At 39.1% G+C, this 23,835-nt stretch carries 18 protein-coding genes, 1 pseudogene and 1 riboswitch; of the genes and pseudogenes, 14 read left to right on the forward strand and 5 right to left on the reverse strand.

Going from position 1 to position 23,835, the window contains the following annotated elements; translation table 11 throughout:
* Positions 1-11: 11 nt before the first annotated feature.
* The 5 genes from N0B48_RS04590 to N0B48_RS04610 all read left to right on the forward strand — a co-directional run bounded on the left by N0B48_RS04590 (position 12) and on the right by N0B48_RS04610 (position 4,991).
* Positions 12-806 carry a hypothetical protein gene (locus N0B48_RS04590; RefSeq protein ID WP_259837081.1) on the forward strand — a complete coding sequence of 265 codons (795 nt, stop codon included), beginning with the start codon at positions 12-14 and terminating at the stop codon, positions 804-806.
* Between the two features lie 236 nt (positions 807-1,042).
* Complete coding sequence (gene hppD, locus N0B48_RS04595; protein ID WP_259837082.1) at positions 1,043-2,173, forward strand: 4-hydroxyphenylpyruvate dioxygenase; 1,131 nt, start codon at positions 1,043-1,045, stop codon at positions 2,171-2,173.
* 71 nt (positions 2,174-2,244) lie between these two features.
* On the forward strand, positions 2,245-2,703 hold the full coding sequence (locus N0B48_RS04600; protein ID WP_223607016.1) for a hypothetical protein: 459 nt from the start codon (positions 2,245-2,247) through the stop codon (positions 2,701-2,703).
* Between the two features lie 67 nt (positions 2,704-2,770).
* Positions 2,771-4,018: a fumarylacetoacetase gene (gene fahA, locus N0B48_RS04605; protein ID WP_259837083.1), complete on the forward strand. Its 1,248-nt coding sequence runs from the start codon at positions 2,771-2,773 to the stop codon at positions 4,016-4,018.
* Positions 4,019-4,166: 148 nt separating this feature from the next.
* Entirely contained in the window at positions 4,167-4,991 is an 825-nt protein-coding gene (locus N0B48_RS04610; protein ID WP_259837084.1) for a flavin reductase family protein, read from the forward strand.
* A gap of 376 nt (positions 4,992-5,367) precedes the next feature.
* Here the strand turns inward: N0B48_RS04610 and N0B48_RS04615 are convergent, their stop codons facing one another.
* A complete protein-coding gene (locus N0B48_RS04615; RefSeq protein WP_259837085.1) occupies positions 5,368-5,880 on the reverse strand; it encodes an Ivy family c-type lysozyme inhibitor in 513 nt (170 codons plus the stop codon).
* Positions 5,881-5,944: 64 nt separating this feature from the next.
* The gene (locus N0B48_RS04620) at positions 5,945-6,787 is read right to left on the reverse strand and encodes an alpha/beta hydrolase family protein (protein ID WP_259837086.1); all 843 of its coding nucleotides are present in this window, start codon (positions 6,785-6,787) and stop codon (positions 5,945-5,947) included.
* A gap of 144 nt (positions 6,788-6,931) precedes the next feature.
* Here N0B48_RS04620 and N0B48_RS04625 point away from each other — a divergent pair, with 144 nt between their 5' ends.
* From N0B48_RS04625 to tenA, 7 genes are all read left to right on the forward strand, one after another.
* Positions 6,932-7,705: a HipA family kinase gene (locus tag N0B48_RS04625; RefSeq protein ID WP_259837088.1), complete on the forward strand. Its 774-nt coding sequence runs from the start codon at positions 6,932-6,934 to the stop codon at positions 7,703-7,705.
* A complete protein-coding gene (locus tag N0B48_RS04630) occupies positions 7,692-8,075 on the forward strand; it encodes a DUF3037 domain-containing protein (RefSeq protein ID WP_259837089.1) in 384 nt (127 codons plus the stop codon). The genes N0B48_RS04625 and N0B48_RS04630 overlap by 14 nt, the downstream gene beginning before the upstream one ends.
* A 270-nt stretch (positions 8,076-8,345) precedes the next feature.
* The gene (locus N0B48_RS04635) at positions 8,346-10,187 is read left to right on the forward strand and encodes a carbon starvation CstA family protein (RefSeq protein ID WP_259837090.1); all 1,842 of its coding nucleotides are present in this window, start codon (positions 8,346-8,348) and stop codon (positions 10,185-10,187) included.
* A gap of 42 nt (positions 10,188-10,229) precedes the next feature.
* Positions 10,230-10,323, forward strand: a riboswitch (TPP riboswitch).
* Between the two features lie 62 nt (positions 10,324-10,385).
* Positions 10,386-11,183, forward strand: a complete 798-nt coding sequence (gene thiM, locus N0B48_RS04640) for a hydroxyethylthiazole kinase (RefSeq protein WP_259837091.1) — start codon at positions 10,386-10,388, stop codon at positions 11,181-11,183.
* Entirely contained in the window at positions 11,180-11,815 is a 636-nt protein-coding gene (gene thiE / locus N0B48_RS04645; protein ID WP_259837092.1) for a thiamine phosphate synthase, read from the forward strand. The genes thiM and thiE overlap by 4 nt, the downstream gene beginning before the upstream one ends.
* Positions 11,812-12,645: a bifunctional hydroxymethylpyrimidine kinase/phosphomethylpyrimidine kinase gene (thiD, locus tag N0B48_RS04650; protein WP_259837093.1), complete on the forward strand. Its 834-nt coding sequence runs from the start codon at positions 11,812-11,814 to the stop codon at positions 12,643-12,645. Before thiE ends, thiD begins: the two co-directional genes overlap by 4 nt.
* A complete protein-coding gene (tenA, locus tag N0B48_RS04655) occupies positions 12,632-13,282 on the forward strand; it encodes a thiaminase II (protein ID WP_259837094.1) in 651 nt (216 codons plus the stop codon). Before thiD ends, tenA begins: the two co-directional genes overlap by 14 nt.
* A 420-nt stretch (positions 13,283-13,702) precedes the next feature.
* Here tenA and N0B48_RS04660 read toward each other — a convergent pair whose 3' ends face one another.
* The 3 genes and pseudogenes from N0B48_RS04660 to N0B48_RS22950 all read right to left on the reverse strand — a co-directional run.
* A complete protein-coding gene (locus N0B48_RS04660) occupies positions 13,703-16,429 on the reverse strand; it encodes a TonB-dependent receptor plug domain-containing protein (protein WP_259837095.1) in 2,727 nt (908 codons plus the stop codon).
* Positions 16,430-16,929: 500 nt separating this feature from the next.
* Entirely contained in the window at positions 16,930-19,260 is a 2,331-nt protein-coding gene (locus tag N0B48_RS04665) for an ATP-dependent helicase (protein ID WP_259837096.1), read from the reverse strand.
* A gap of 651 nt (positions 19,261-19,911) precedes the next feature.
* A pseudogene (locus N0B48_RS22950) lies at positions 19,912-20,175 on the reverse strand (thrombospondin type 3 repeat-containing protein); the annotation flags it as partial.
* Positions 20,176-20,407: 232 nt separating this feature from the next.
* Between N0B48_RS22950 and N0B48_RS04675 the strand changes: the two are divergent.
* Positions 20,408-21,721 carry a M16 family metallopeptidase gene (locus N0B48_RS04675; protein ID WP_259837098.1) on the forward strand — a complete coding sequence of 438 codons (1,314 nt, stop codon included), beginning with the start codon at positions 20,408-20,410 and terminating at the stop codon, positions 21,719-21,721.
* 52 nt (positions 21,722-21,773) lie between these two features.
* Positions 21,774-23,804, forward strand: coding sequence for a M16 family metallopeptidase (locus tag N0B48_RS04680; RefSeq protein ID WP_259837099.1), 2,031 nt, complete (start codon positions 21,774-21,776; stop codon positions 23,802-23,804).
* Positions 23,805-23,835: the final 31 nt, after the last annotated feature.

Genomic DNA, 23,835 nt, shown 5'->3' on the forward strand with positions numbered 1-23,835 from the left:
ACCAAGGGAAATTGAAAACGATATATAATTCGATACGGGAAGAAGTTGAAAAACATTCGAAAGTAAGGAATTCTGTTTTGGGGAATGTGAGTGAATGGAAAAGAAGCCATTATATTATTCTTTCCGAAATTATAAAAGATGAATTATCTGACTCTGAAGAACTGCAAGGCGGAAAAAAATTTGAAATAGGAAATACGATATCGCATGTTACATTGCAGCGTTTTTTCGAAAATGATTATCAGGATAAAACCCATAATGACCTCCGTTTCCTGAAAACACTGGATAAGATCTGTATTTTCCTCGGTTACAAAGACTTAAATGACTACATACAGTCTGTAAAGCTGAAAAACAACGAGAAAGAATTAGGAGACGGTCTTGAATTTCTTACGAAAATGGTCTACGATTATTGCGCTACTGCATTTGAATTTTACAAGCATTTTCCGGAACACAAAACCGATATTTTTAAAGAACTGGTATTTAACGGTTCGCCATTTCTGGAAAGAACTTCCCAATTCAGCAGAGAATTGTGTGAAAGAGACTTTCAGCTGGTGACGAAAAACAACCGTTCCAACTATGAAGTTTTTGATATTCATATTGTTACTGATGAACCTGATAAAAAAATATTGGAAACCCAGGAATTCTGGAATCTGTTATTCAAAGTAGGAGAAACCGGTGAGGAACACTTTGTCAATCAGCTCAATACACAGATCTATTTTATCCGTAAAATAGATAATGTATGGAAGATCTGGGACAATTATAATCCTGATGCAGGAAGACTGAACAGAATCGTCGATGTAGAAAAATAAAGAAAGCCGTAGAATGTCTACGGCTTTCCTGTTTCGAAAATATTTTTCTTTTTCACTTGTTCTTTGTAATAACAAATGTAGACATCCGATTTCATTATAAATAAACTTAAATATACTTAAATGAACACTTCTTTAATTTTATGTTAAGTATGTTTAAGGAATCTACTTGAATGTTTTCGCTATTTATAAGATTTTTGTAATTTGCATACCATTAAAATAAAAGTAAAAATAGAAATATGTCAACACTTACATTTGCCGAAAAAATTGCTCAAGCTGAGAATTTTTTACCGATCAACGGTACAGATTACATTGAGTTTTATGTAGGAAATGCTAAACAGGCTGCCCATTATTACAAAACCGCATTTGGTTTTCAGTCTGTAGCATACGCGGGTCCTGAAACAGGAGTAAGAGACCGTGCTTCTTATGTTCTTCAACAGGGGAAGATAAGATTGGTATTAACAACAGGGCTTAAATCCGATTCACCAATCAGCGAACACGTAAAAAAACACGGTGACGGAGTGAAAATTTTGGCACTTTGGGTAGATGACGCTTACGAAGCTTTTGAAGAAACTACTAAAAGAGGCGGAAAACCATACCTGGAGCCGGTAACTTTAACAGATGATCAGGGTGAGGTAAGAATGTCCGGAATTTATACTTACGGAGAAACGATCCACATGTTCATCGAAAGAAAAAATTACAAAGGAGCATTCATGCCTGGCTACGAAAAATGGGAAAGTGCTTACAACCCTGAAGATGCAGGTTTATTATATGTAGACCACTGTGTAGGAAACGTAGACTGGAACAGAATGATCCCTACTGTAGAATGGTACGAAAAAGTAATGGGCTTTGTGAACATCCTTTCTTTTGACGACAAACAGATCAATACGGAATATTCTGCATTAATGTCTAAAGTAATGTCCAACGGAAACGGATTTGCAAAATTCCCGATCAACGAGCCTGCAGAAGGTAAAAAGAAATCTCAGGTAGAAGAATATCTTGATTTCTACGAAGGAGAAGGTGTACAGCATATCGCTGTCGCTACAAAGGATATTATTCACACGGTCACTGAACTGAAGAAGCGTGGTGTAGAATTCTTATCTGCTCCGCCGGAGGCTTATTATGACATGGTTCCAGAAAGAGTGGGTCATATTGACGAAGATCTTAAAAAATTACAGGACTTAGGCATCCTTATTGATCATGATGAGGAAGGATATCTGCTTCAGATCTTTACGAAGCCTGTAGAAGACCGTCCTACCCTGTTCTTCGAAATCATTGAAAGACACGGTGCACAGAGTTTTGGTGCCGGAAACTTCAAAGCATTGTTCGAAGCACTTGAAAGAGAGCAGGACAGAAGAGGAAATCTTTAATTTTACAATAGAATATTAAGTTTTGTCAGGATGAAAAATCTTGACAAAACTTTTTTATAAAAACACATCGTATGAGAAAATTTTTTATTGGGATTTTATTTTTCGGAACATTAGGGCTTCAAGCTCAATATGGAACCCTGAATGAAATCCTTAACCGACTGGAAGAAAGAAAGGGCATTAACCAAAATCTTGAAAGTGTCAATATCGACAACAAGAAGTTTGTCTTCATTAAAGATGCGGAAGACCACACGGAAAGAGATTTTATCATTATCAAAGGAAATGACGCTACCTACGTAGAAGTTTTCGATGACAAAGCTACCGGCGAAAGCAGTTCAAACGTTTTTACCGGCGATATCGTCAGAAGAAAAAACATCATTTCCCTGCGCGCAGATAAGCTTGAAAATAAAAAAGTTCCGCTTCCTGTGACCAAAACTTTACTGCTCACCAGGCAGAAAGACATTCTGTATCTTATCGATGTCAACACAAAAGACAGATGGATCGATGAAGCCTCTTATTCCAAAAAGAAATAAATTCTTTTCAGACAGCAAATCCTGAGAGATTTGTTATCTTACACCTTAATTTAATTCCAAAAAAATTATGAAATCATTTGTAGAGTATTCTTCGGATTCAGACTTTTCTATACATAATATTCCTTTCGGAGTAGCCGTTTTTAACAAAGAATATATCGGGTGCTGTACAAGGATCGGAGATCAGGTAGTAGATCTTGCCACACTATACGACCTGGGATATTTTGAAAACATTGAAGGATTAGCCGACAATGTTTTTGAAGCCTATACCATCAACGAGTTGATCGAACTGGGAAAACCGGTTACCAACGTAGTACGTACGAGAATCCAGGAGCTTCTGCAGGAAGGTTCTATCTTATCAAAAGACGAAAAAACCATTGCAGACGCATTCTATGATCTGGACAAAGTAAGAATGATCATGCCAGTACACATCCCGAATTACACGGATTTTTACAGCAGCATCGAGCACGCAACCAACGTAGGAAAAATGTTCCGCGATCCGGAAAATGCATTGCTTCCTAACTGGAAACACCTTCCGGTAGGGTATCATGGAAGAGCTTCTTCTATCGTAGTTTCAGGAACAGAAATCAACCGTCCAAAAGGTCAGACGAAACCTGCAGATGCAGAAAAACCACTTTTCGGACCAAGCAAGCAACTGGATTTTGAATTGGAAATGGCCTTTATCCTGAACAGAAACTCAGAAATGGGTGAAAGTATTTCCACAAAAGACGCTGAAGACGCCATCTTCGGAATGGTAGTATTTAACGACTGGTCAGCGAGAGATATCCAAGCTTGGGAATACGTTCCACTGGGACCATTCCTTGGTAAAAACTTCGGTTCATCTATTTCTCCATGGGTGGTTACCCTTGAAGCACTGGAACCTTTCAGAACAGCTTCTCCAAAACAGGAGCCTGAAGTTTTAGACTATTTAAAATTTGAAGGCGATAAAAACTTCGATATCAATCTTGAAGTCTATTTACAACCTGAAAATGGTGAAGAAAATCTGATTTCAGAAAGTAATTATAAATTCATGTACTGGAATATGACTCAGCAGCTGGCTCATCATACAGTAAACGGATGTAACGTAGAAGTTGGGGATCTATATGCCAGCGGAACCATCTCAGGAAGCGACCCAAAATCTTTCGGATCTATGCTGGAATTAACGTGGAAAGGACAAAATCCTTTACAGTTAAAAGATGGTCAGGAAAGAAAATTCATCGAAGATAATGATACGGTTATGATGAAAGCCTGGGCTGAAAAAGACGGTGTGAGAGTAGGCTTCGGTGAAGTTTCTGGTAAAATTATTCCAACGGTTTAATCTTTTAATCTTTAATTGAAACACTTAAGTTTATTAAGTTAGATGAAAAATAAAACTTGATAAAAACGAATAGATCATTAAACCTCATAGGTTTCGAAAACCTATGAGGTTTTACAACTTTTGCGACTTTTGTGGTTAAAAATAAACAATGAAAACAGTTATCCCATCCGAATTATACCCCGTACAGCTTCAGACCATCATGCAGACCGCCGTGTCTCCGCGTCCGATTGCTTTGGCTTCTACGGTAGATAAAAACGGAACTATCAATTTATCACCATTCAGTTTTTTTAATATGTTCAGTACGGTTCCTCCGATATTGATTTTTTCACCATCGAGGAGAGTACGTGACAATACCACTAAACATACGCTGGAAAATGTTCTTGAAGTTCCTGAAGTAGTGATTGGAACCGTAAATTTTCCAATCGTACAGCAGATTTCTTTAGCTTCTACAGAATATGAAACCGGAATCAATGAATTCATCAAATCCGGACTGACCATGAAAGATGCAGATCTGGTACAGCCTAAACTGATTGAAGAATGTCCGGTTAACTTTGAATGTAAAGTTTTAGAAGTGAAATCTCTGGGAGATCAGGGCGGCGCTGGAAATCTGGTCATCTGTGAGGTACAGAAAATTCATATCAGAGAAGAGTATCTGAATGAAGCCGGGAATTTAGATCAGCAAAAACTGGATATGGTGGCTCGTTTAGGAGGGAACTTTTACTCCAGAAGCAATCAGAACAGTATTTTTGAAGTACCAAAACCTTTAGTAACAAAAGGAATTGGGTTTGATCTTCTGCCGGACTCTATCAAATACAGTAAAATATTTACAGGAAACGATCTGGGAATGCTCGCCAACGTAGAAATACTTCCTGCAGGAGAATTCCATACGGATGAGAACGTTCATACAGACGCTCAGAAATTACTGTTGGAAAGTAAAATTGAAGAAGCCTGGACGCTTTTAACAATAGCATAACATAAGCTTATACAAAACAAAACCAGCCTGCAATTAGGCTGGTTTTTATTTATTTTCTTAGCTGTAAAATTTAAACGCTCTCACATTCTCCTTCATCGAATCAACTTGTTGACTCCCTCTTTGCTCCCCTCAATAAGAGGTTCTAATTTTAAAACTTTGCGTCAAAAAATGTTCACCATGTCTATGTTGAAATTCGCAAAGACGCAAGTTTTTTAAACAAATTCTAATGCTTTAAGGCGCAATGATTTTATCTCCGATAAAATTGAATACCGCTGTCATTGCGAGGAGCACAGCGACGAAGCAATCTCAAAAACAAATACCTTAGATTGCTTCACCTAAAGGTTCGCAATGACAGATAGGTTTTACAGTTCAAATTTTATTTAGATTTCAATGTATCAGTAACCGTAATTTTCCCTTTCTCAGCAAAATCCGTTACTTTTCCGTTTTTATCAATAGAAACATTCAGATTATCATTCTTGGCATCATAGAAGATCGATGTTGAATATCCCGGGCAATCATGCTGCTTACAGCCTGTTATTTTATAGATTCCGTTCTCAGATACAATCGGAGATTCTACGTTGAAATTTTTAAGCATTTCATCATATTGCGCTCCGGTAAGTTTTTTAACACGGTCTGCAAAACTTTTATCTTCGAACAGCTTAACATCATGGGGATATTTACCTGTATTTTTAGTAATGATATTATCAGCAGAAGCCGTTACTGAAGGTATAGAAGTTGCTGAGTCTGTTTTAGGTGCAGCTACAGAATCTTTCGGCATCGTGGTCGTTACAGAGTCGGCGGTTGCCGGTACATCCGTTTTGGCTTCTTTTTTACATGAGATCACGGCGAATAATGAAAACGCACAGGCGCTTACGATCAATTTTTTCATAATAATTTAATAGAGTGATTAATAATTAGAACGTCAATATTCAAATTTTATTCCACTATTCACCTTATTTCATATTCTTATTAATAAAATCAATGCACTTTTCAGTCACGATTTTTAAGTTTTCCGGAAGTTCTTTTTCAGTCCAAGGTTCCTTTGAACCAAAGGTGTGATCTGCATTTTCAACTAAGAACAATTCTGAATTGGGGTTCAGGATATGAAGGTGTTCCGCATTCTTTACGCTCACACTTTCATCATCGGTTCCATGAATAATCAGCACATAAGCTTTGGCCATTTCTGTCGCTCTTTCCACATCGAAACGGTGTACGTTATTTTCAAAATCTTCGTAAAACTGATAGTAATGGGGCATTTCCTGTTTTGTACGGCCGTTCAGAACATAGTATACACCGTCTTTTTTCCAGTTTTCAAGCGCTTCATTTCTAGGAAAACGTTCCAGAGTATCTACACTGGCCAGTGTGATCAGCCCATTGATTCTTTCATCTTCAAAAGTTTTGATGATGGAAATCCCTCCTCCTCTGCTGTGCCCGATAAGGACAATCCTCTGATCATCCACATTAGGATGTTTCACAAAGTGATCAATCACTACACCTAAATCTGAAAGCTCTTTTGAATAATTATTATTCCCAAACGCCTCCAGATCAGCAAAATTATGAGGATCTTCAACTGTGGTTCCGTTATGAGAAGCATTGAATTTCACAAAGAAAAGGCCGGCTTCAGCAAACTTCTCTGCCATCAGATTCCAGGCACCCCAGTCTTTATAGCCTTTGTAACCATGAACAAAGATCACCAACGGTAATTTTTCATCTGTTTCGGGATACAATGCATCTGCCAGAAAATCTCTGGTTTCGGGGTTTCCAAGCTTTATATTAATATATTTTATCAATTTCATACAATTAAACTTTTATTTACTGTTTGTGGTATTTCACACCACTCTAAATTAATGAAAAAATCCTTAGCGCTTTTGTTTTCATCTTATTTTCGTTCTCATTCGTACAGATCACAACTTATCAAAAAATAACCTTAATTTTGCGGTATGCTGGATTTAAGAACGGTAACCGTCATGCGTTACATCCTGCCTCTGAGGGAAGGCGGATCTCTTCCTGCTTTGGCAGAAGCTGATGATGATTTTAAATATGTACTAAAATTTCGGGGCGCAGGCCACGGAGTAAAAATGCTGATCTCCGAACTTTTAGGCGGTAAGATCACTGAAGCTTTGGAACTACAGATTCCTGAGCTGGTATTCGTCAACCTTGATGTTGACTTCGGAAGAACGGAAGCCGATGAGGAAATCCAGGAATTGCTGAAATTTTCCGAAGGGCTGAATCTGGGACTCCATTATCTTTCAGGTTCTATCACCTATGATCCGGGCGTAAAGGTGGATCCGCTTCTGGCTTCAAAAATCGTTTGGCTGGATGCTTTCATCACCAATATCGACCGTACTTTCAGGAATACGAATCTTCTGATGTGGCATAAAGAGCTTTGGGTCATCGACAACGGAGCATCGTTTTATTTCCATCATTCGTGGCAGAATTTTGATGCAGCGGCCAAAACTCCTTTCAAATATGTGAAAGATCACGTCCTGCTTCCGAAAGCCAACAGGCTGGATGAAGCCGACAAATTCGCCCACGAGGTGTTGAATGACACGTTATTCAGGGATATCGTCAATTTAATTCCTGAAGACTGGCTCCAATGGAATGACGCCGATGAAACACCGGAGGAGATCCGTGAGATCTATTTCCAGTTCATGAAAACCAGGTTAGAAAATTCTCAAATCTTTTTAAACGAAGCGAAAAATGCAAGAGGATAAAATATACGAATACGCCGTCATCCGCCTGGTACCCAAAGTTGAAAGAGAAGAATTTTTCAACATCGGACTCGTGATGTTCTCCAAAAAAGAGAAGTTTATCCGCGTGGAATTTCATCTGTGTCTGGATAAATTTAAGCTGATGCACAATAAAATTGATTACGACGACATTATCCAGAATCTGGAAAGCTTTCAGAAAATTGCAAACGGCGACAAAGAAGGAGGCCCGATTGCCCTGATGGATATTCCTGAACGGTTCCGCTGGCTGACGGCTGTAAGAAGCTCTGTCGTTCAAACTTCAAGACCTCATCCGGGAAAATCTAAAGACCTGGAAAAGACTTTTGATAAACTTTTTGAGGAGTTAGTAAAATAATACTCCACTAGAAAAAGTATCCTATAAATCATTAACGAACAACATTTCAACTGACGAGTCTTAACATATATATTCTTAGATAGAAAATTATTTAATCAACTATAAATCAATATTATAAAATAAAAAAAACATCTAAAAATATAAATTTGCTAGATTAATATACATATCACCCGTTTTTACGTCTAAAATAATTAACTTGGCTTTTGTTTAAATTATTCTTAACAAAATATCCAATATTTTTAATTATTCATTCTTAAAAAAACAACTGGTATGGATTTTCTGAATAACACCAATGCACTTACCCTGATCTTTGTATCAGTCCTTATTTTTGCGATCGCCTATCGTTTTTATGGTATTTTCATTGCCAATAAAGTACTTCGGCTTAATGATAAAAATACAACGCCTGCCGTAGAATTTGCAGATGGTAAAGATTACGTAGCGACCAATAGAAATGTTCTTTTCGGACATCATTTTGCGGCTATTGCTGCAGCAGGACCTTTGGTGGGACCTGTTCTGGCGGCCCAGTTTGGTTATCTTCCCGGTGCATTATGGATCCTGATCGGATGTGTATTGGGTGGCGGTGTGCATGATATGGTGGTTTTATTCGCTTCTGTACGACACAAGGGACAGAGTCTTGCCACCATTGCTTCTAAGGAAATTGGAAAGACCACCGGAACAGTTGCCGGTTTTGCCATTTTATTCATATTGATTCTTACGCTGGCCGGTTTATCATTGGCCTGTATCAATGCGATGCATGAAGCTTCATGGTCTTTATTTACAGTTGTGATTACAATGCCTATCGCGGTGATCATGGGATTGATCATGAGATACAGAAAAAACAGTGTGCTTTTCGCCAGTATTTTAGGAGGGATCCTTTTAATAGCAGGAATTATCGGCGGTCATAGCTTAATGCAGAATGAAACGATGAACAACCTGTTTACATGGGATATAAAAACCATTTCGATTGCTATTCCGCTGTATGGTTTTCTGGCTTCTGTGCTTCCGGTTTGGTTGCTTCTTGTACCTAGAGATTACCTTTCAACTTATTTAAAAATAGGAACCATCATTATGCTTGCTGTAGGTGTGATCGTGATCCATCCAACGATTCAGATGCCTGCCCTTACGGAATTTATAAACGGTGGAGGTCCTGTCATTGGCGGCCCTGTACTTCCTTTTATTTTTATTGTGATCGCCTGTGGAGCCATTTCAGGTTTCCATGCTGTAATTGCAACCGGAACAACCCCAAAAATGCTTAACAAAGAAAAAGAAATCCTTTTTGTAGGCTACGGAGCGATGCTGGTGGAAGGTTTTGTAGCATTAATGGCTTTAATCGCAGCTTGTACGTTAATGCCGGGTGATTATTTTGCCATCAATACTCCGAAGGAATCTTATGATGCTTTCCTGGCAGCACATCCTGCTCTTCATGGCGTAGACATCGATTATTATTCACAAAAAATAGGCATTGAGCTTCACGGAAGAACAGGTGGAGCGGTGTCCTTAGCCGTTGGAATGGCTCATATTTTCAATAAAATCCCATATATGGATCAGCTGACGGCTTACTGGTATAATTTTGCCATCATGTTTGAAGCCGTGTTCATCCTTACCGCTATTGATGCAGGAACAAGAGTCGGCCGTTTCTTTTTACAGGAAATGCTGGGTTCTGTGATTCCTAAATTCAATGATAAAAACTGGATTCCGGGAATTATTATCAGCAGCCTCTTATTTACTTTCGCGTGGGGATATCTGGTATTTACGGGTAATGTCAGCAGTATCTGGCCGCTCTTTGGAATCAGTAATCAGCTATTGGCAGCCTGCGGACTTATTGTATGTACGACGATGCTCATACGGATGAACAGAGGGAAATATGCGTTATGCTCAGCCATTCCGGGAGTTTTTATGGCCGGAATTACTTTCTGGGCCGGTTATATCCAGGTTACTGCGATCTATCTTCCTAAAGAACAGTATCTGCTGGCAGCTTTAGCCGTAACGGCTATGGTTCTGATGTTAATTGTATTCATTGGGGCATTTATCAAATGGTACCAGCTTCTGCAGATTAAAACCACTGTGACAGATTATTACGGAGAGCCTGTCAAAGAGCTTGTAGAAAGATAATTCTTGTGAGTTTTTGCCTGCTCTGATAATTTTTATACATTTGTTTTGCTTTAGGGGTATTCTGAAAAAGAATTGAGAGAGTCCCTTTGAACCTGATACGGCTGACACCGACGTAGGGAAAAGCAAAATGACATTGTTGACAGTGTACTTTTTGTTTTGGATTTTTTCCTAAAGCTATTTTTATTTTAAATGATAATAATGGAAAAAATTCTTTGGGAACAGGTACAGCTTGTCAGACAACAGTCTCCTTTGGTTCATAATATCACCAATTATGTGGTGATGAACAATACCGCCAATGCCCTTTTGGCTGCAGGAGCCTCTCCTATCATGGCGCATGCAAAATCTGAAATTCAGGAAATGATTGGCATCGCGCATTCGGTGGTGATCAATATTGGTACGCTGGATGAATACTGGTCAGAATCTATGATCCTGGCGGCTAAAACGGCACATTCAACCGGAAAACCATGGGTTTTAGATCCTGTAGGTGCCGGAGCCACTTCTTTCCGGGACGAAGTTTTACAGCAACTTTTGCAATATCAACCTACCGTTATCAGAGGGAATGCTTCTGAAATCATTGCGCTGGCCAAAGCCAATACAACCGCTACCAAAGGAGTAGATAGCACTGCACAGAGTAATGAAGCTATAGATGCTGCCCGCAGTCTCGTTGACCAATACGGCACCATTGTCTGTATCTCCGGTGAGACCGATATTATTCTTGATAATCAACAGGAAATTTTCATTCAAAACGGACATCCGCTTATGACGAAAGTAACCGGTCTGGGATGTTCTGCGACAGCCTTAATCGGTGCATTTATAGGAATTACACAGGATAAAGTAATGGCTGTAGCTGCTGCCATGGCATTCATCGGGATAGCGGGGGAACTGGCTGCTGAGGAAAGCAAAGGTCCCGGAAGTCTTCAGGTCAACCTCATCGATAATCTGTATACGATCACTGAACAGGAATTCTCAAACCGTCTAAAAATAGAAAGGAAATGAGTTTAAATCCTTTTCCTTATCAACTTTATCTGGTTATTTCTGAAGCCGACTGTGTGGGAAGAAATTTTCTGCAGGTTGCCGAGCAAGCTATGCTTGGCGGAGTTGATGTGATTCAACTGAGAGAGAAAAACAGCAGTACAGATTCCTTTCTTGCAAAAGCTCAACAGCTTATTGAATTGACCGATAAATATTCAGTTCCACTCATCATTAACGATAATATTCAGGTTGCAGAAAAGGTCGATGCAGCAGGCATTCATGTGGGAAACAGCGATGCTTCACCCGTTTATTTAAGACAACGGCCTCTTCTCCATCATAAAATCATTGGTTACTCCATAGAATATCTTTCCCAGCTTGACAATGAACAGACAGCCGTTTCAGATTATCTGGGAATCAGTCCCGTTTTCAGAACGGATACAAAAACGGATACGATAACAGAATGGGGCCTTGAAGGAATTAAAACAATCAGACAGCTTACGGAAAAACCTTTAGTCGCCATTGGCCATATTCATTTAGGAAATGCAAAAGAAGTGATGAATGCAGGGGCAGATTGTCTTGCTGTTGTTTCCGCGATCTGCGGTGCACCTGATCCTCAAAAAGCAGCCTATCAATTAAAAAACGAAATTTTAAAATGAAGAAATACACTTATCCATCGGTATTAACGATCGCCGGATTTGACGGAAGCGGCGGCGCTGGCATTCAGGCTGATATTAAAACCGCTTCTGCTTTAGGATGTTTCTCGACATCTGTATTAACCGCTTTACCTGTACAGAACACGAGGGGTGTACGGAAAATATATTCCATTCCCGTAGAAGCTATAGCGGATCAAATTGAAGCTATTCTGGATGATATTTTTCCGGATGCTATAAAAATCGGGATGGTTCATACCCCACAACTGGTCGAAACGATTGTTTCAACTTTAGGGAAGTATAAAAAAATACCGCTTGTATTTGATCCTGTTATGGTTGCCACAAGTGGTCACCGTCTGATCGAAGAGGATACGATAACAGCCATCACGGAGAAACTTTTCCCGATTGCTGATGTGATTACCCCTAATATGGACGAAGCTGCCATTTTAGCAAAGATGAAAGTCGAGACCCTTGAAGATTTGTACGCTGCCGGAAAAGAAATAAAAAAGCTGGGCTGCCGAAGCATTCTTTTGAAAGGCGGACATCAGGAAACCTCAACAATCACGTCTTTATTTTTTGATGAAAATGAAAAATTTCATTCTTTCGAGACGGTGAAATTTAACACTAGCAATACCCATGGCTCAGGCTGCACGCTTTCTTCTGCCATTGCTTCCTATCTGGCTCAGGGTAAAACTTTATACGATGCCGTTTCTTTGGGCCAGGAATATGTTTATCAAGCCATAGACAACGGAAAAGACGTACAAACAGGGCACGGAAACGGTCCGCTTAATCATTTTTTTAATCCTCAAAAACTCATCAAAAATGAAATGGTCTGAACACACCTGGCAAGCTATAGAACAACGGTATGAGTCTATTCTGGACATGCCGTTTATCAAAGAATTGTCAGACGGAACTTTACCCCAGGAGAAATTTCGGTTTTATATGGCTCAGGATTCCTTATATCTTGAACATTTCGGGAGAACGCTTTCGCTGATTGCTGCTAAAATTCAGGATCTTCACGATGTACTTGCATTTATGCGATTTGCTGAAAATGCCATTGTGGTGGAAAATGCACTGCATGAATCTTACTTTGTAGATTTTGGAGTTACTGATAAAGGCGTACTGGAACCTGCCTGTCATCATTATATTCACTTTCTGAGAAGTACGGCAGCTTTAGAATCTGTAGAAATTGCAGTAGCGGCAGTCCTTCCCTGTTTCTGGATTTACAGAGAAGTCGGAGATTATATTTACAGCAATCAAAACACGATCAATAATCCTTACCAAAAGTGGATTGATACGTATGGAGGGGATGAATTTTCTATTGCCGTAGATCAGGCTATTGCAATCTGTGACCGACTGGCTGAGAACAGTACAGAGGAAACAAGAGAAAAAATGACCGAAGCTTTTATCATGTCCACGAGAATGGAATTCCATTTCTGGGAAGGCGCTTATGAGCTGAAAACATGGAAATAGATTAATCTGAGTTCAATTGAACAAAAGGCAAATATCTGGTGACTTCGAGGCCCTCAGCCACCAGATATTAAAAGCGGATTCAAAAATTTGAATCCGCTTTTTTGATATGGAATTTTTTTTTGTTGGTAAACGCAAAGGCGCAAGTTTTTTTAATATGAATCTTTTTTTAAGGCGCAAAAAAATCATAGATTTTCAGCTATTTTTATGCCTCTGTCATTGCGAACCTTTAGGTGAAGCAATCTCAAATTATTTAACAATACCTTTTTTTGAGATTGCTTCGTCGCTGTGCTCCTCGCAATGACAGCGGCACTCAATTTTATCGAAGATAAAATCCTGGCTCCTTACAACGTAATGCATTCAAATATCTTGCTCCTTTGCGTTTTTCCAACCAGAAAATATGATTTTTAAACGGACTATGATTTAAAAATTAAAATTAAGTCGTGAGAATACATATCTTCCGTTTTGACCAAACTGAGACGTAGAACGTGAGTAAACAAACTGGTCATTATTGGTGGATGCCGGAAGGTTTTTATCAGGATAAATATCAAATAGATTATTGACCCCTATCGTCAGTCCTACATTTTTTGTAAACTGGTAAGCTAATGAAAGATCAGTAATGATTTTATCGCCGATTTGCTGGTGCTCATTGAATCCGATGATTCCGTCTCCATTAGCATCAATCAGATCTGCACCCGTCACTTTTCCGAAATAGGTATTTCTAAGATACACACTTGCCTTTTTCCATGAAAGCGTGTGGGATAAACTTGCTTTTACCCTTGGAACCGCTTCTTCCAGATATACTCTTGACTTCTCTGAAAAATAAATTTTCTCAAGATTCGGAGACTGTAAAAGTCCTGAGGAGTGAGTATTTCCTACTTTTCTGGTTTCGCTTACATTAATTGCAAAATTGTTGTCCAGTTTTATCCCTGAAAATCTCGCATTGTGGGAAATAACAACGTCCACACCTCTGGTCTCGGTATCAATCGCATTGGTAAAGAACTGTGCCCCATTAACTCCCTGTGCATCAAAAGCAGCTTGCGCAGCGGCAGGTACATCAGCTTTTAAGAACTGATCAGTAAGAATAATTCTGTTATTGATTCTGGTAAAATATCCATCTGCTGTAAAGGTCAGGCTCGCAGAAGGAATTTTGTACGTAAATCCTACGCTGGCAGATTTAGAAGTTTCCTGTTTCAGTTTTGGCATTTCCAACAGTCCTGCAATTTGTGAATCATTACTGAAGGTTCCCACTTCCAGAAGCTGACTGTTGGTAAACAAGGTAGAGGTCACATTATAATAAATCTGATGGATAGAAGGTGCCCTGAATCCAGTAGAACCCGCTAATCTTACATTAAAATTGGGAGCGACTTTGATTCTTGACGCTAATTTATAATTAAAGGTAGATCCAAAATCTGAATAATTTTCATACCTCGCTGCGGCATCCACCAATAACCAGTTGGTGAAATTAAATTCAACATCCGCGTAAGCCGCTACTGCCTGTCTGTTTTTATCGATCGCATTCACCGGCTTAAATCCTCCAAAAACCTGTGATCCTCCCGGAAGTGGATTCTCAAAGAAATCTGTTGCTCTCGGGCTGCTATTATTCCACACATTTCCTGCGGCATCATAAGTGGTGTAGGAAGCTTCATCACCCTGCGTTATTTTAAAATTCTCATAACGGTGTTCCGCTCCAAAAGCTACGTTGATTCCACTCCAGACATCATATTTTTTAGAGAAATCTAAATTGATCGTGTTCTGTGAGAATCTTAAACCGCCTGCATTAAATTCTTTGGGAGAAGCAAAACGTAAAGACGTATTTCCTGTGTTCTGAATATTATAACTGAATGAATTCTGTCCGAATGTATTGCTTAAATCGATATTCCAGCCGTCCCAGTTTCCTTTGATTCCTGCGGAAAGCGACAGATCCTGGATATCAGTTCCGATCTGAGGTAAATAACCGTCTGAATACAATCCTGTAAACGTTCTGCTCTGATTCGGTTTTCTATAAAATCCTCCTGAAGTTCCTTGTCTGAAGCTGTAACCACCGAAAGAATAGACTTTCCAGTTATCATTGATAGGAACTTCGATATTGGCAAAAAGCTGATGGTTATTCAGTTTGGACTGCCCTACCTGCATGTTGAAATCTTTTCTTTCCTGCCCTCTGTATGCCAGCTCCTGATCTGTAAAATCACCTTTTAAAAGTCCCTGCAAAACGCCAATACTGTTCGCTCCCTGAATCTGGTTCTGAAGATCCTGAGAAAAATAGCTTACGCCTTGGGCATATTGATGGATGTAATTAATAAGCTGCTGAGAATTCGGCACATTATTGATATTTGAAAAAAGGGAAGATAAATTCACGCCATCGTTCTGTGCACGTTTTTCAATCGCATTGTAAGCATTGTAGATTGATCCACTTTCAGCTCCGGCTCTTGAGGTTGGGTTTCTGAACTGGGAAGACCATGTGATATTATAGAAGCCACCTTTATTCCCGATTTTATTTCCGTAATTAAGGTCAACCTGAATATTCTGTCCGTCAAAATTTCCGGTATGGTCATTAGCAGTCGGAGTTAGATTCCCACCGTAGCTCACCTGACCGGTTAGTTTTCCGATATCTTTTTTCAGTTCAAGGTTGATCACTCCGGCGATTGCATCAGATCCGTATTGAGCTGAAGCCCCGTCACGCAGGACTTCAATTCTGTTTAAAGCAAAGGAGGGAATCGAGTTTAAATCGGTTCCTACAGTTCCTCTTCCGGGAGTTCCATTGACATTGACCAATGCTGATGTATGTCTTCTTTTTCCGTTAATCAAAACCAATACCTGATCCGGTCCCAATCCTCTCAGCTGAGCCGGATCCAAATGGTCCGTTCCGTCTGAATTCGTTTGGATGGTAGAAGTGAAAGACGGCGCTACCGCATTCAAAATCTGTCCTATGCTGGACTGTGGAAGAACTACTGAAGACTCTCTTATATTGAAGACATCCACAGGAACCGGGCTGTCTATTTTAGATCGGGTACCCGCTCTTGAGCCCAGTACCACTACTTCTTCTACATTATTGGTTTTCACGCTGTCTTTTTCTTTTTCCTGCCCGAAAGCATAGGTTCCGAGGAAAAAAAGAACAGAAGCTGATACGATAGTCGTTTTATTTTTCATACCCTTATATCAATTTATAGTTTATGTTTTTTTGAGTGGCAAATGTAAAACTAATTCATTAGTCTACAAAACTAATAGACTTTAATTTTATGAAAATTTAAGATAGTTTCAATCTATTATTTTAAACACGAATGTCACAAATACTTTCACAAATGGCACTAATGCCGTCAAAGATATTCGTGTTATTCGTGAAAAACATTCGTGCTATTTGTGTTTTGAGAGCGTATTTTTTAATTTTTATCACAAAGAAAGACAAAGATTGTATTAGGTATTTTTTTTAAGAAAGACAGAGCCGCTTCGCTTATTTTAAGAAAGACAACAATAGGAATTGCCCTTGTCTTACATTGATAAGTCTACGCCTTTGTTTATCTTAATAATAGCATTCACAGAAAATAAATCCTTGTCTTACTTTGCGATAAAAAATAATCAATAAAAAAACGGACTCCAAATAGAATCCGTTTTAAAATATATCATCAGCTTTTCCGCTGAACAATTAACTATTATATTTTTGTAAGCTTAGCATACTTCAGGATAAGGTTTTTCTCCCCTTCATGAATGAAAACTACTTTGGCTTTAATGTTCTGAGGATCCGTACCATCCAGGAAAGAAACTTCCCCGATTCCGAAACGGTCATGTCTTACCTTATCTCCTACCTCAATGTCCTGTGAAGAAGCTCCGCTTGGATTGATAATTTTCGCAGTACTTACCGGCTTTAGTTTTCTGACTTCCGGGGCAGGTTTTGAACTATCACCTTTATCAATGGTTTTCTTTTCAACTCTTCTGAATGCTTTCTGCTCGGAAGGATGTTCATCAAATATATTGGACTTGATCCCGGTGTTATTGATAAATCTCTTTTCCAGAGCCGGGTTTAAGAATTCAATATACTGATCATCAATTTCACTTAAGAATCTTGAAGGTTCCGCATCTGTAATTTTCCCCCATTGGAAACGGGAAACCGCATAAGAGAAGAAGACCTGCTTTTCGGCTCTCGTCAATGCTACATAAAACAGACGTCTTTCTTCCTCCAGATCTTCTCTGGTCGCGGAACTCATAAAGCTAGGGAAAAGGTTTTCTTCCAGACCTACAAGGTGTACCACCGGGAATTCCAGACCTTTGGAAAGGTGAATCGTCATTAACGAAACCATATCTTCCTCTAAACTTTTATCCTGAGTATCTGCAGAAAGGGCAATATTCTCAAGGAAATTCGGAAGACTAGGATCTCCATCTTCCAGCTGGATCTGTTCTTCAATGAACCCCTGCATAGAGTTCATTAATTCCTGAACGTTTTCTACACGGGAAATGCCTTCCGGAGTCTGGTCGTCTTTTAAAAACTTGATCAGTCCGCTTCGTTTGGCCACTTCCATCGCAACGCTATACGCCGTATCGGTTTTCAGCAATACCTGGAACGCTTTGATCATGGACCAGAAGTCATTCAGTTTAGTTAAAACCCCATTATTCAGTCCCAATTGAGGTGCGTACATTGGTAAATTACTCAATACCTGCGAAATGGTTACATTATGGGAATCGGCAAAAACGATCAGCTTATTCTGTGTAGTTTCCCCGATTCCTCTTGTAGGGTAATTGATGATTCTCATCAATGCTTCCGAGTCATTTTCATTGACCAGAAGACGCAGATAACCGATCAGGTCTTTTACTTCTTTTCTCTGATAGAATGAAAGTCCTCCGTAAACCTTGTACGGAATATTTTTACGTCTCAGTGCATCTTCAAATGCTCTGGTCTGTGAGTTCGTTCTGTATAAAATCGCAAAATCACTGTACTTTCTCTGATCCGTATTTCTAAGCTCCCAGATATTTCCGGCCACGAAATTCGCTTCATCGGCATCAGAAAGGGAACGGTATATTTTGATCTTATCTCCTTCTTCGTTATCACTGAAAACGTTCTTCTTGAACTGCTGAAGGTTTTTTGAAATGACAACATTGGCTGCATTCACAATATTCTGGGTTGAACGGTAGTTCTGTTCCAAAGAAACTGTAATCGCGTCAGGATAATCTTTCTTAAAGTTTAAGATGTTATAAATATTAGCTCCACGGAAAGAGTAAATAGACTGTGCATCATCCCCTACCACGCAAATGTTTTCAAATTTTGAAGCCAGTGCTTTTACAATAAGGTATTGGGAATGATTGGTATCCTGGTACTCATCTACCATGATATATCTGAATCTGTCTTGGTATTTGGCCAATACTTCCGGAAAACGGGTCAGTAATTCGTTGGTTTTTAACAACAAATCATCAAAATCCATTGCTCCGTTTTTAAAACAGGCATCCACATATCTCTGGTAGATCTGCCCGATGAATTTCATATTTGCTTTTTCATCAGCTTCCATCAGTTCAGGATTGTTGAAATAAGCTTTTACGGTGATCAGGTTGTTTTTGTAGGTTGAAATTCTTGCCTGTACTTTTTTAGGTTTATAAAGATCGGCATCGATATTCATGTCTTTCAATACTTTTCTGATGACATTCAGGGCATCCTGCATATCATAGATCGTAAAATTGGACGGATAGCCCAGATTATGACCTTCAATTCTCAGGATTCTTGCAAACACCGAGTGAAAGGTTCCCATCCACAAACTTCTTGCATTGCTGTCTCCCACCACTTTTGCGATACGGTCTTTCATTTCGCGGGCGGCTTTATTGGTAAATGTCAGGGCCAGGATGTTGAAAGGGTCCACACCGTTGTGGATCAGGTGGGCAATACGCATGGTCAGCACACGCGTTTTTCCGGAACCGGCTCCTGCAAGTACCATCAAAGGTCCCTGTAGAGAGGTAACGGCTTCATATTGTGATTCATTGAGTCCTTTCAGATAATCCATACTGCAAAAAAATTTTGGGAACACAAAATTAATGTATTCAAAGGACAATTCAAACTTTAATAAAACAGCACTTACCTATTTTATTGTATTCCAAGTTTTTCCATCATATGTATAAGTAGTGTCCGTATAAAAACGGTTACTGTCTGTCATTAAAACTCTGATTTGATGTGGATTTTCAAAATACATTGATATTATAACCAATTGATATTGCTCTTTATCGTTTTTTAATACGGAAATCGTCCGTTCTTTTTTGTAATGTTTCACCAAATAATTATATAAAGGAGGATCTACAAATTCTTTCAGTTCCGGAAATATTTCCGGCCAAAACTTTGTAGAGAAAAAGATCCCGTTGATATCTTTCCTGTTATATAATTTTTCCAGTGTAGTTTTATTCCAAAATTTAGTACTCAAGTAATTTGACTGAATATGTTTCCAATTCTGATCGCAACCATCTCCTGTAAGACAGGAAGGTCCCCAATCAATAAGTTTAATATACAGCCTTATATTTTTCAGATGATATTTGTTGATGGGCTCCAGAATTTTTTTGCTGAGCTGGTTATAAATCTTATCAATCTCTTTATAGCCGGCACGTAATTTCATCATGTCCAGACTATCTTGTTTTGCTATTGCTCCGCAATCCCGTGTAAATGATTTAGGTTTAGGACAGCCACCATATTCTATAAATCCCTTCACTGTGGGACACTTATCCTCATTATCCAAAATCCCGTCATTATCGGTATCCGACCATGGACAGCCATAATTTTCCGCCGGACCAGCCAAATCCGGACAGTTATCTTCCTGATCTATAATCCCATCTTTATCTTTATCGGGCCATGGACAACCCTTATTTTCAACGGGACCTTTCTCTTTAGGACACTGATCCAGATAAAAAATTACTCCATCCCCATCTTCATCGGAAAGGCAGGTCTTTTTATTCAATTCTTTTCTGCATTTTTTCAACGCATCCTGATCGATGGTTTCCTGTGCCTGCATCAGAAAAAGGGAGAAAAGAAAAAGTAAAGTATAATAAATTCTCATAGTGGAATTAATGGTTATACAAATAAACAAAATTTTAAAAAAAAGTAGAGTAATTATGTAACAAATACCGTGTTTTCCCTACTAATTTATACAAAACAATTTCTACTTTATGAAAAAGCGACTTCTTTCTGTTGCGGCAGCATCTTTCTTCGGAATGGTTCTGAATGCACAGCAAATTAAATTCGAAGAGTATGACCTGCCAAACGGCCTTCACGTAATTCTTCACCAGGACAATTCTGCGCCGGTAGTCACTACAGGGGTAATGTACCACGTAGGTGCGAAGGATGAAGTAAAGGGGAGAACAGGTTTTGCCCACTTCTTCGAACATCTTTTATTTGAAGGAACACCTAACATCAAAAGAGGTGAATGGTTCAAGATCGTTTCTTCAAACGGAGGACAAAATAACGCTAACACCACGAATGACAGAACGTATTACTTTGAAACGTTCCCTTCCAACAACGAGCAACTTGGACTTTGGATGGAATCTGAAAGAATGCGTCACGCCGAGATCAATCAAGTGGGAGTAGATACTCAGAGAGAGGTTGTAAAAGAAGAGAAAAGATTAAGAATGGACAACCAGCCTTATGGAAACCTTTTCCCTACGATTCAGAAAAATTTATTTACCAATCACCCGTACAACTGGCCTACAATCGGTTCTATGGATGATCTTAATTCTGCAAAGCTTGAAGAATTCCAGGCTTTCTATAAAAAATACTACGTTCCGAACAACGCTACATTGGTAGTGGCAGGAGATATCAAACCTGAGCAGACCAAGAAGTGGATTCAGGAATACTACGGAGGAATTCAGAAAGGAACTCTTTATCCAAAAGACTTCCCGAAAGATGCTCCTATCACTCAGGAAAAAGAAGTAACGGCTACAGACCCGAACATTCAGCTTCCTGCGTATATTTTTGCGTACAGAACTCCGGCTAACAAAGAGAAAGACGCTTACGTTCTTGATATGCTTTCGTCTTATCTGAGCAATGGTAAATCTTCAGTTTTATACAAAAAATTAGTTGACCAGGACAAAAAAGCGCTTGCTGTACAGGCTTTCAATCAGGGTCTTGAAGATTACAGTATTTTCGCATTCTTCGCGATCCCGATGGGACAGACTACAAAACAGACTTTACAGGCTGACATTGATGCTGAAATCAAAAAATTACAGACCGGTCTGATCTCTGAGGAAGATTATCAGAAACTTCAGAACCAGTATGAAAATCAGTTTGTGAATGCCAATTCAAGTATTCAGGGAATTGCTGCTTCATTGGCAACGAACCACGTATTGATGGGAAATACCAATCTGATCAACAAGGAAATCGACATCTACAGATCGATTACAAGACAGGATCTGCAGAACGCGGCTAAGAAATATTTGAATTCCAATCAAAGAGTAATCATTAATTACGTTCCTGAAAAAAAGTAATCATTTAAAAACTTCAGGTTTAAAATGATTATTAAAAATTAAATTTTTACAAATGAAAAAGCAATTAACATATATAGCTGCAGCGTTTTTTTTCGCAGGAACGGTTTCAGCACAAAAAATTGATCTTAACGCAATGCCGAAACCGGGACCTACTCCTGCGATCAACATTGCAAAACCAAAAACGTTTCAACTAAGCAACGGTCTTACGGTAATGGTAGTGGAAAACAATAAACTACCAAGAGTAAATACGACGCTTTCTATGGATAGAGCTCCGTTCAACGAGGGAGGTGTAACCGGAGTAAGCTCTATCATGGCCGAACAGTTCGAAAACGGAACGACTAATTTAAGCAAAGACGATTTCAACAAAAAAGTAGATTATTTGGGCGCTAACCTTAATTTTTCTTCCAACGGTGCTGCTTCGAATTCTCTTTCCAAATATTTCCCTGAGGTATTAAGTTTAATGGCAGATGCGATCATTAATCCTAAATTCTCAGCTGAAGAAATTCAAAATTCAAAAGAAAGAGCTTTAGAAGGTCTGAAATCTGGAGAGAAAAATGCTTCAGCGATCGCTTCAAAGGTTTCCAACGCTTTAATGTATGGTAAAAATACAGCAAGAGGAGAATTTGAAACTGAAGAATCTATCAACAAAATCCAGCTTGCTGACGTACAAAACGTTTATAAAAAATACTACGCTCCGGACAATGCTTATTTAGTAATTGTAGGAGATGTGAAATTTGACCAGATCAAACCTTTGGTGGAAAAAGCATTCAGCGGATGGAAAAAGGCGAATACACCTATAGTTCCTTTGGAGCCGACAGCCAATGTTGGTAAAACGGAAATTAATATTGTAGACGTCCCTTCAGCGGTACAGTCTGTAGTTTCTGTAAGCAACCTGAACAATCTTAAAATGAAGGATCCTAATTATTTCGCGGCTACTATGGCTAACTACATCTTAGGTGGTGGTGGTGAAGCGAGACTTTTCATGAACCTTCGTGAGAAAAACGGATTCACTTACGGAGCGTACTCCAGCATGAGTGCCGATAAATATGCTTCAGAATTTTCAGCTGATGCCAGTGTAAGAAACGAGGTTACCGATAAAGCCGTTAAGGAATTCATGAATGAACTTAACGCTATTTCTACCGTAAAGCCTGAAGAACTTGAGAACGCTAAGGCTAAATTGAAAGGTTCTTTCATCATGTCATTAGAGAAACCTGAAACGATTGCAAAATTTGCTTTAAACCAAAAGGTTCAGGATCTTCCTTCTGATTTCTATACGAACTATTTAAAATCAATAGATAAAGTAACTGCTGCTGATATTTCCAACGCAGTAAAAGCTAATATTCTTCCTAACCAGAGCAGAATTTTCATCGCCGGTAAAGCGGCTGATATTTCTGAGGGGCTGGAGAAATTAGGGTATCCTGTAAAATATTTCGACAAACAGGCTAATCCGGTTGCGAAAGCTGCTGCACAGAAAGTAGATGCAGCAGTAACCACGGCATCTGTTGCTGATAAATACATCAATGCCATCGGAGGTTTGGCAGCGGTTCAGAAAATCACTTCCATCAGTACTGACGCTACTACAAAGGTTCAGGGAATGGAAATGAATATGAAACTGGTTCAGGCTAAAGGCGGAAAAATGCTGATGGATATGAAAATGATGGGCAACACAGTACAAAAGATTGTTTTTGACGGTAAAGATGGCTACATGGAAGGACAGGGCAAGAAAATAGCTTTAAATGACAAGCAGAAGGCTGAAATGGCTGATCCGGAATTGTTCCCGGAACTTGCTTTCGCTAAATCTGCCGACTACAAAGTAACAGGAATCGAAAAGTATAACAACGAAGATTCTTACGTAGTAAAGGGACCAAAAGACACCTATTATTACAGTGTAAAAACAGGACTTAAAACGGGTGAAACAAAATCGAGTGAAGGAGGTTCTATCCCTACAAGCTTTGCAGATTACAAAGATGTTTCGGGGGTAAAGTTTCCATTCACGATCATCCAGAATATGGGTGGAATGGATATCAACCTGACGGTAAAATCCCGTGAGGTGAACCAAGCTAAGGATTCCGATTTTAAATAAAAATAGTCTTTTTATTATAGAAAAAACGGCA

Source organism: Chryseobacterium herbae (assembly GCF_025154075.1).
Lineage (GTDB): Bacteria > Bacteroidota > Bacteroidia > Flavobacteriales > Weeksellaceae > Chryseobacterium > Chryseobacterium herbae.

Coding starts and splice junctions, on each gene's coding strand:
- N0B48_RS04635 (WP_259837090.1), top strand. CDS start 8,346: ATGGATTTTCTGAATAACACCAATGCACTTACCCTGATCTTTGTATCA.
- N0B48_RS04600 (WP_223607016.1), top strand. CDS start 2,245: ATGAGAAAATTTTTTATTGGGATTTTATTTTTCGGAACATTAGGGCTT.
- N0B48_RS04620 (WP_259837086.1), bottom strand. CDS start 6,787: ATGAAATTGATAAAATATATTAATATAAAGCTTGGAAACCCCGAAACC.
- N0B48_RS04615 (WP_259837085.1), bottom strand. CDS start 5,880: ATGAAAAAATTGATCGTAAGCGCCTGTGCGTTTTCATTATTCGCCGTG.
- N0B48_RS04630 (WP_259837089.1), top strand. CDS start 7,692: ATGCAAGAGGATAAAATATACGAATACGCCGTCATCCGCCTGGTACCC.
- thiM (WP_259837091.1), top strand. CDS start 10,386: ATGGAAAAAATTCTTTGGGAACAGGTACAGCTTGTCAGACAACAGTCT.
- N0B48_RS04610 (WP_259837084.1), top strand. CDS start 4,167: ATGAAAACAGTTATCCCATCCGAATTATACCCCGTACAGCTTCAGACC.
- thiE (WP_259837092.1), top strand. CDS start 11,180: ATGAGTTTAAATCCTTTTCCTTATCAACTTTATCTGGTTATTTCTGAA.
- N0B48_RS04680 (WP_259837099.1), top strand. CDS start 21,774: ATGAAAAAGCAATTAACATATATAGCTGCAGCGTTTTTTTTCGCAGGA.
- tenA (WP_259837094.1), top strand. CDS start 12,632: ATGAAATGGTCTGAACACACCTGGCAAGCTATAGAACAACGGTATGAG.
- N0B48_RS04625 (WP_259837088.1), top strand. CDS start 6,932: ATGCTGGATTTAAGAACGGTAACCGTCATGCGTTACATCCTGCCTCTG.
- N0B48_RS04675 (WP_259837098.1), top strand. CDS start 20,408: ATGAAAAAGCGACTTCTTTCTGTTGCGGCAGCATCTTTCTTCGGAATG.
- thiD (WP_259837093.1), top strand. CDS start 11,812: ATGAAGAAATACACTTATCCATCGGTATTAACGATCGCCGGATTTGAC.
- N0B48_RS04665 (WP_259837096.1), bottom strand. CDS start 19,260: ATGGATTATCTGAAAGGACTCAATGAATCACAATATGAAGCCGTTACC.
- fahA (WP_259837083.1), top strand. CDS start 2,771: ATGAAATCATTTGTAGAGTATTCTTCGGATTCAGACTTTTCTATACAT.
- hppD (WP_259837082.1), top strand. CDS start 1,043: ATGTCAACACTTACATTTGCCGAAAAAATTGCTCAAGCTGAGAATTTT.
- N0B48_RS04660 (WP_259837095.1), bottom strand. CDS start 16,429: ATGAAAAATAAAACGACTATCGTATCAGCTTCTGTTCTTTTTTTCCTC.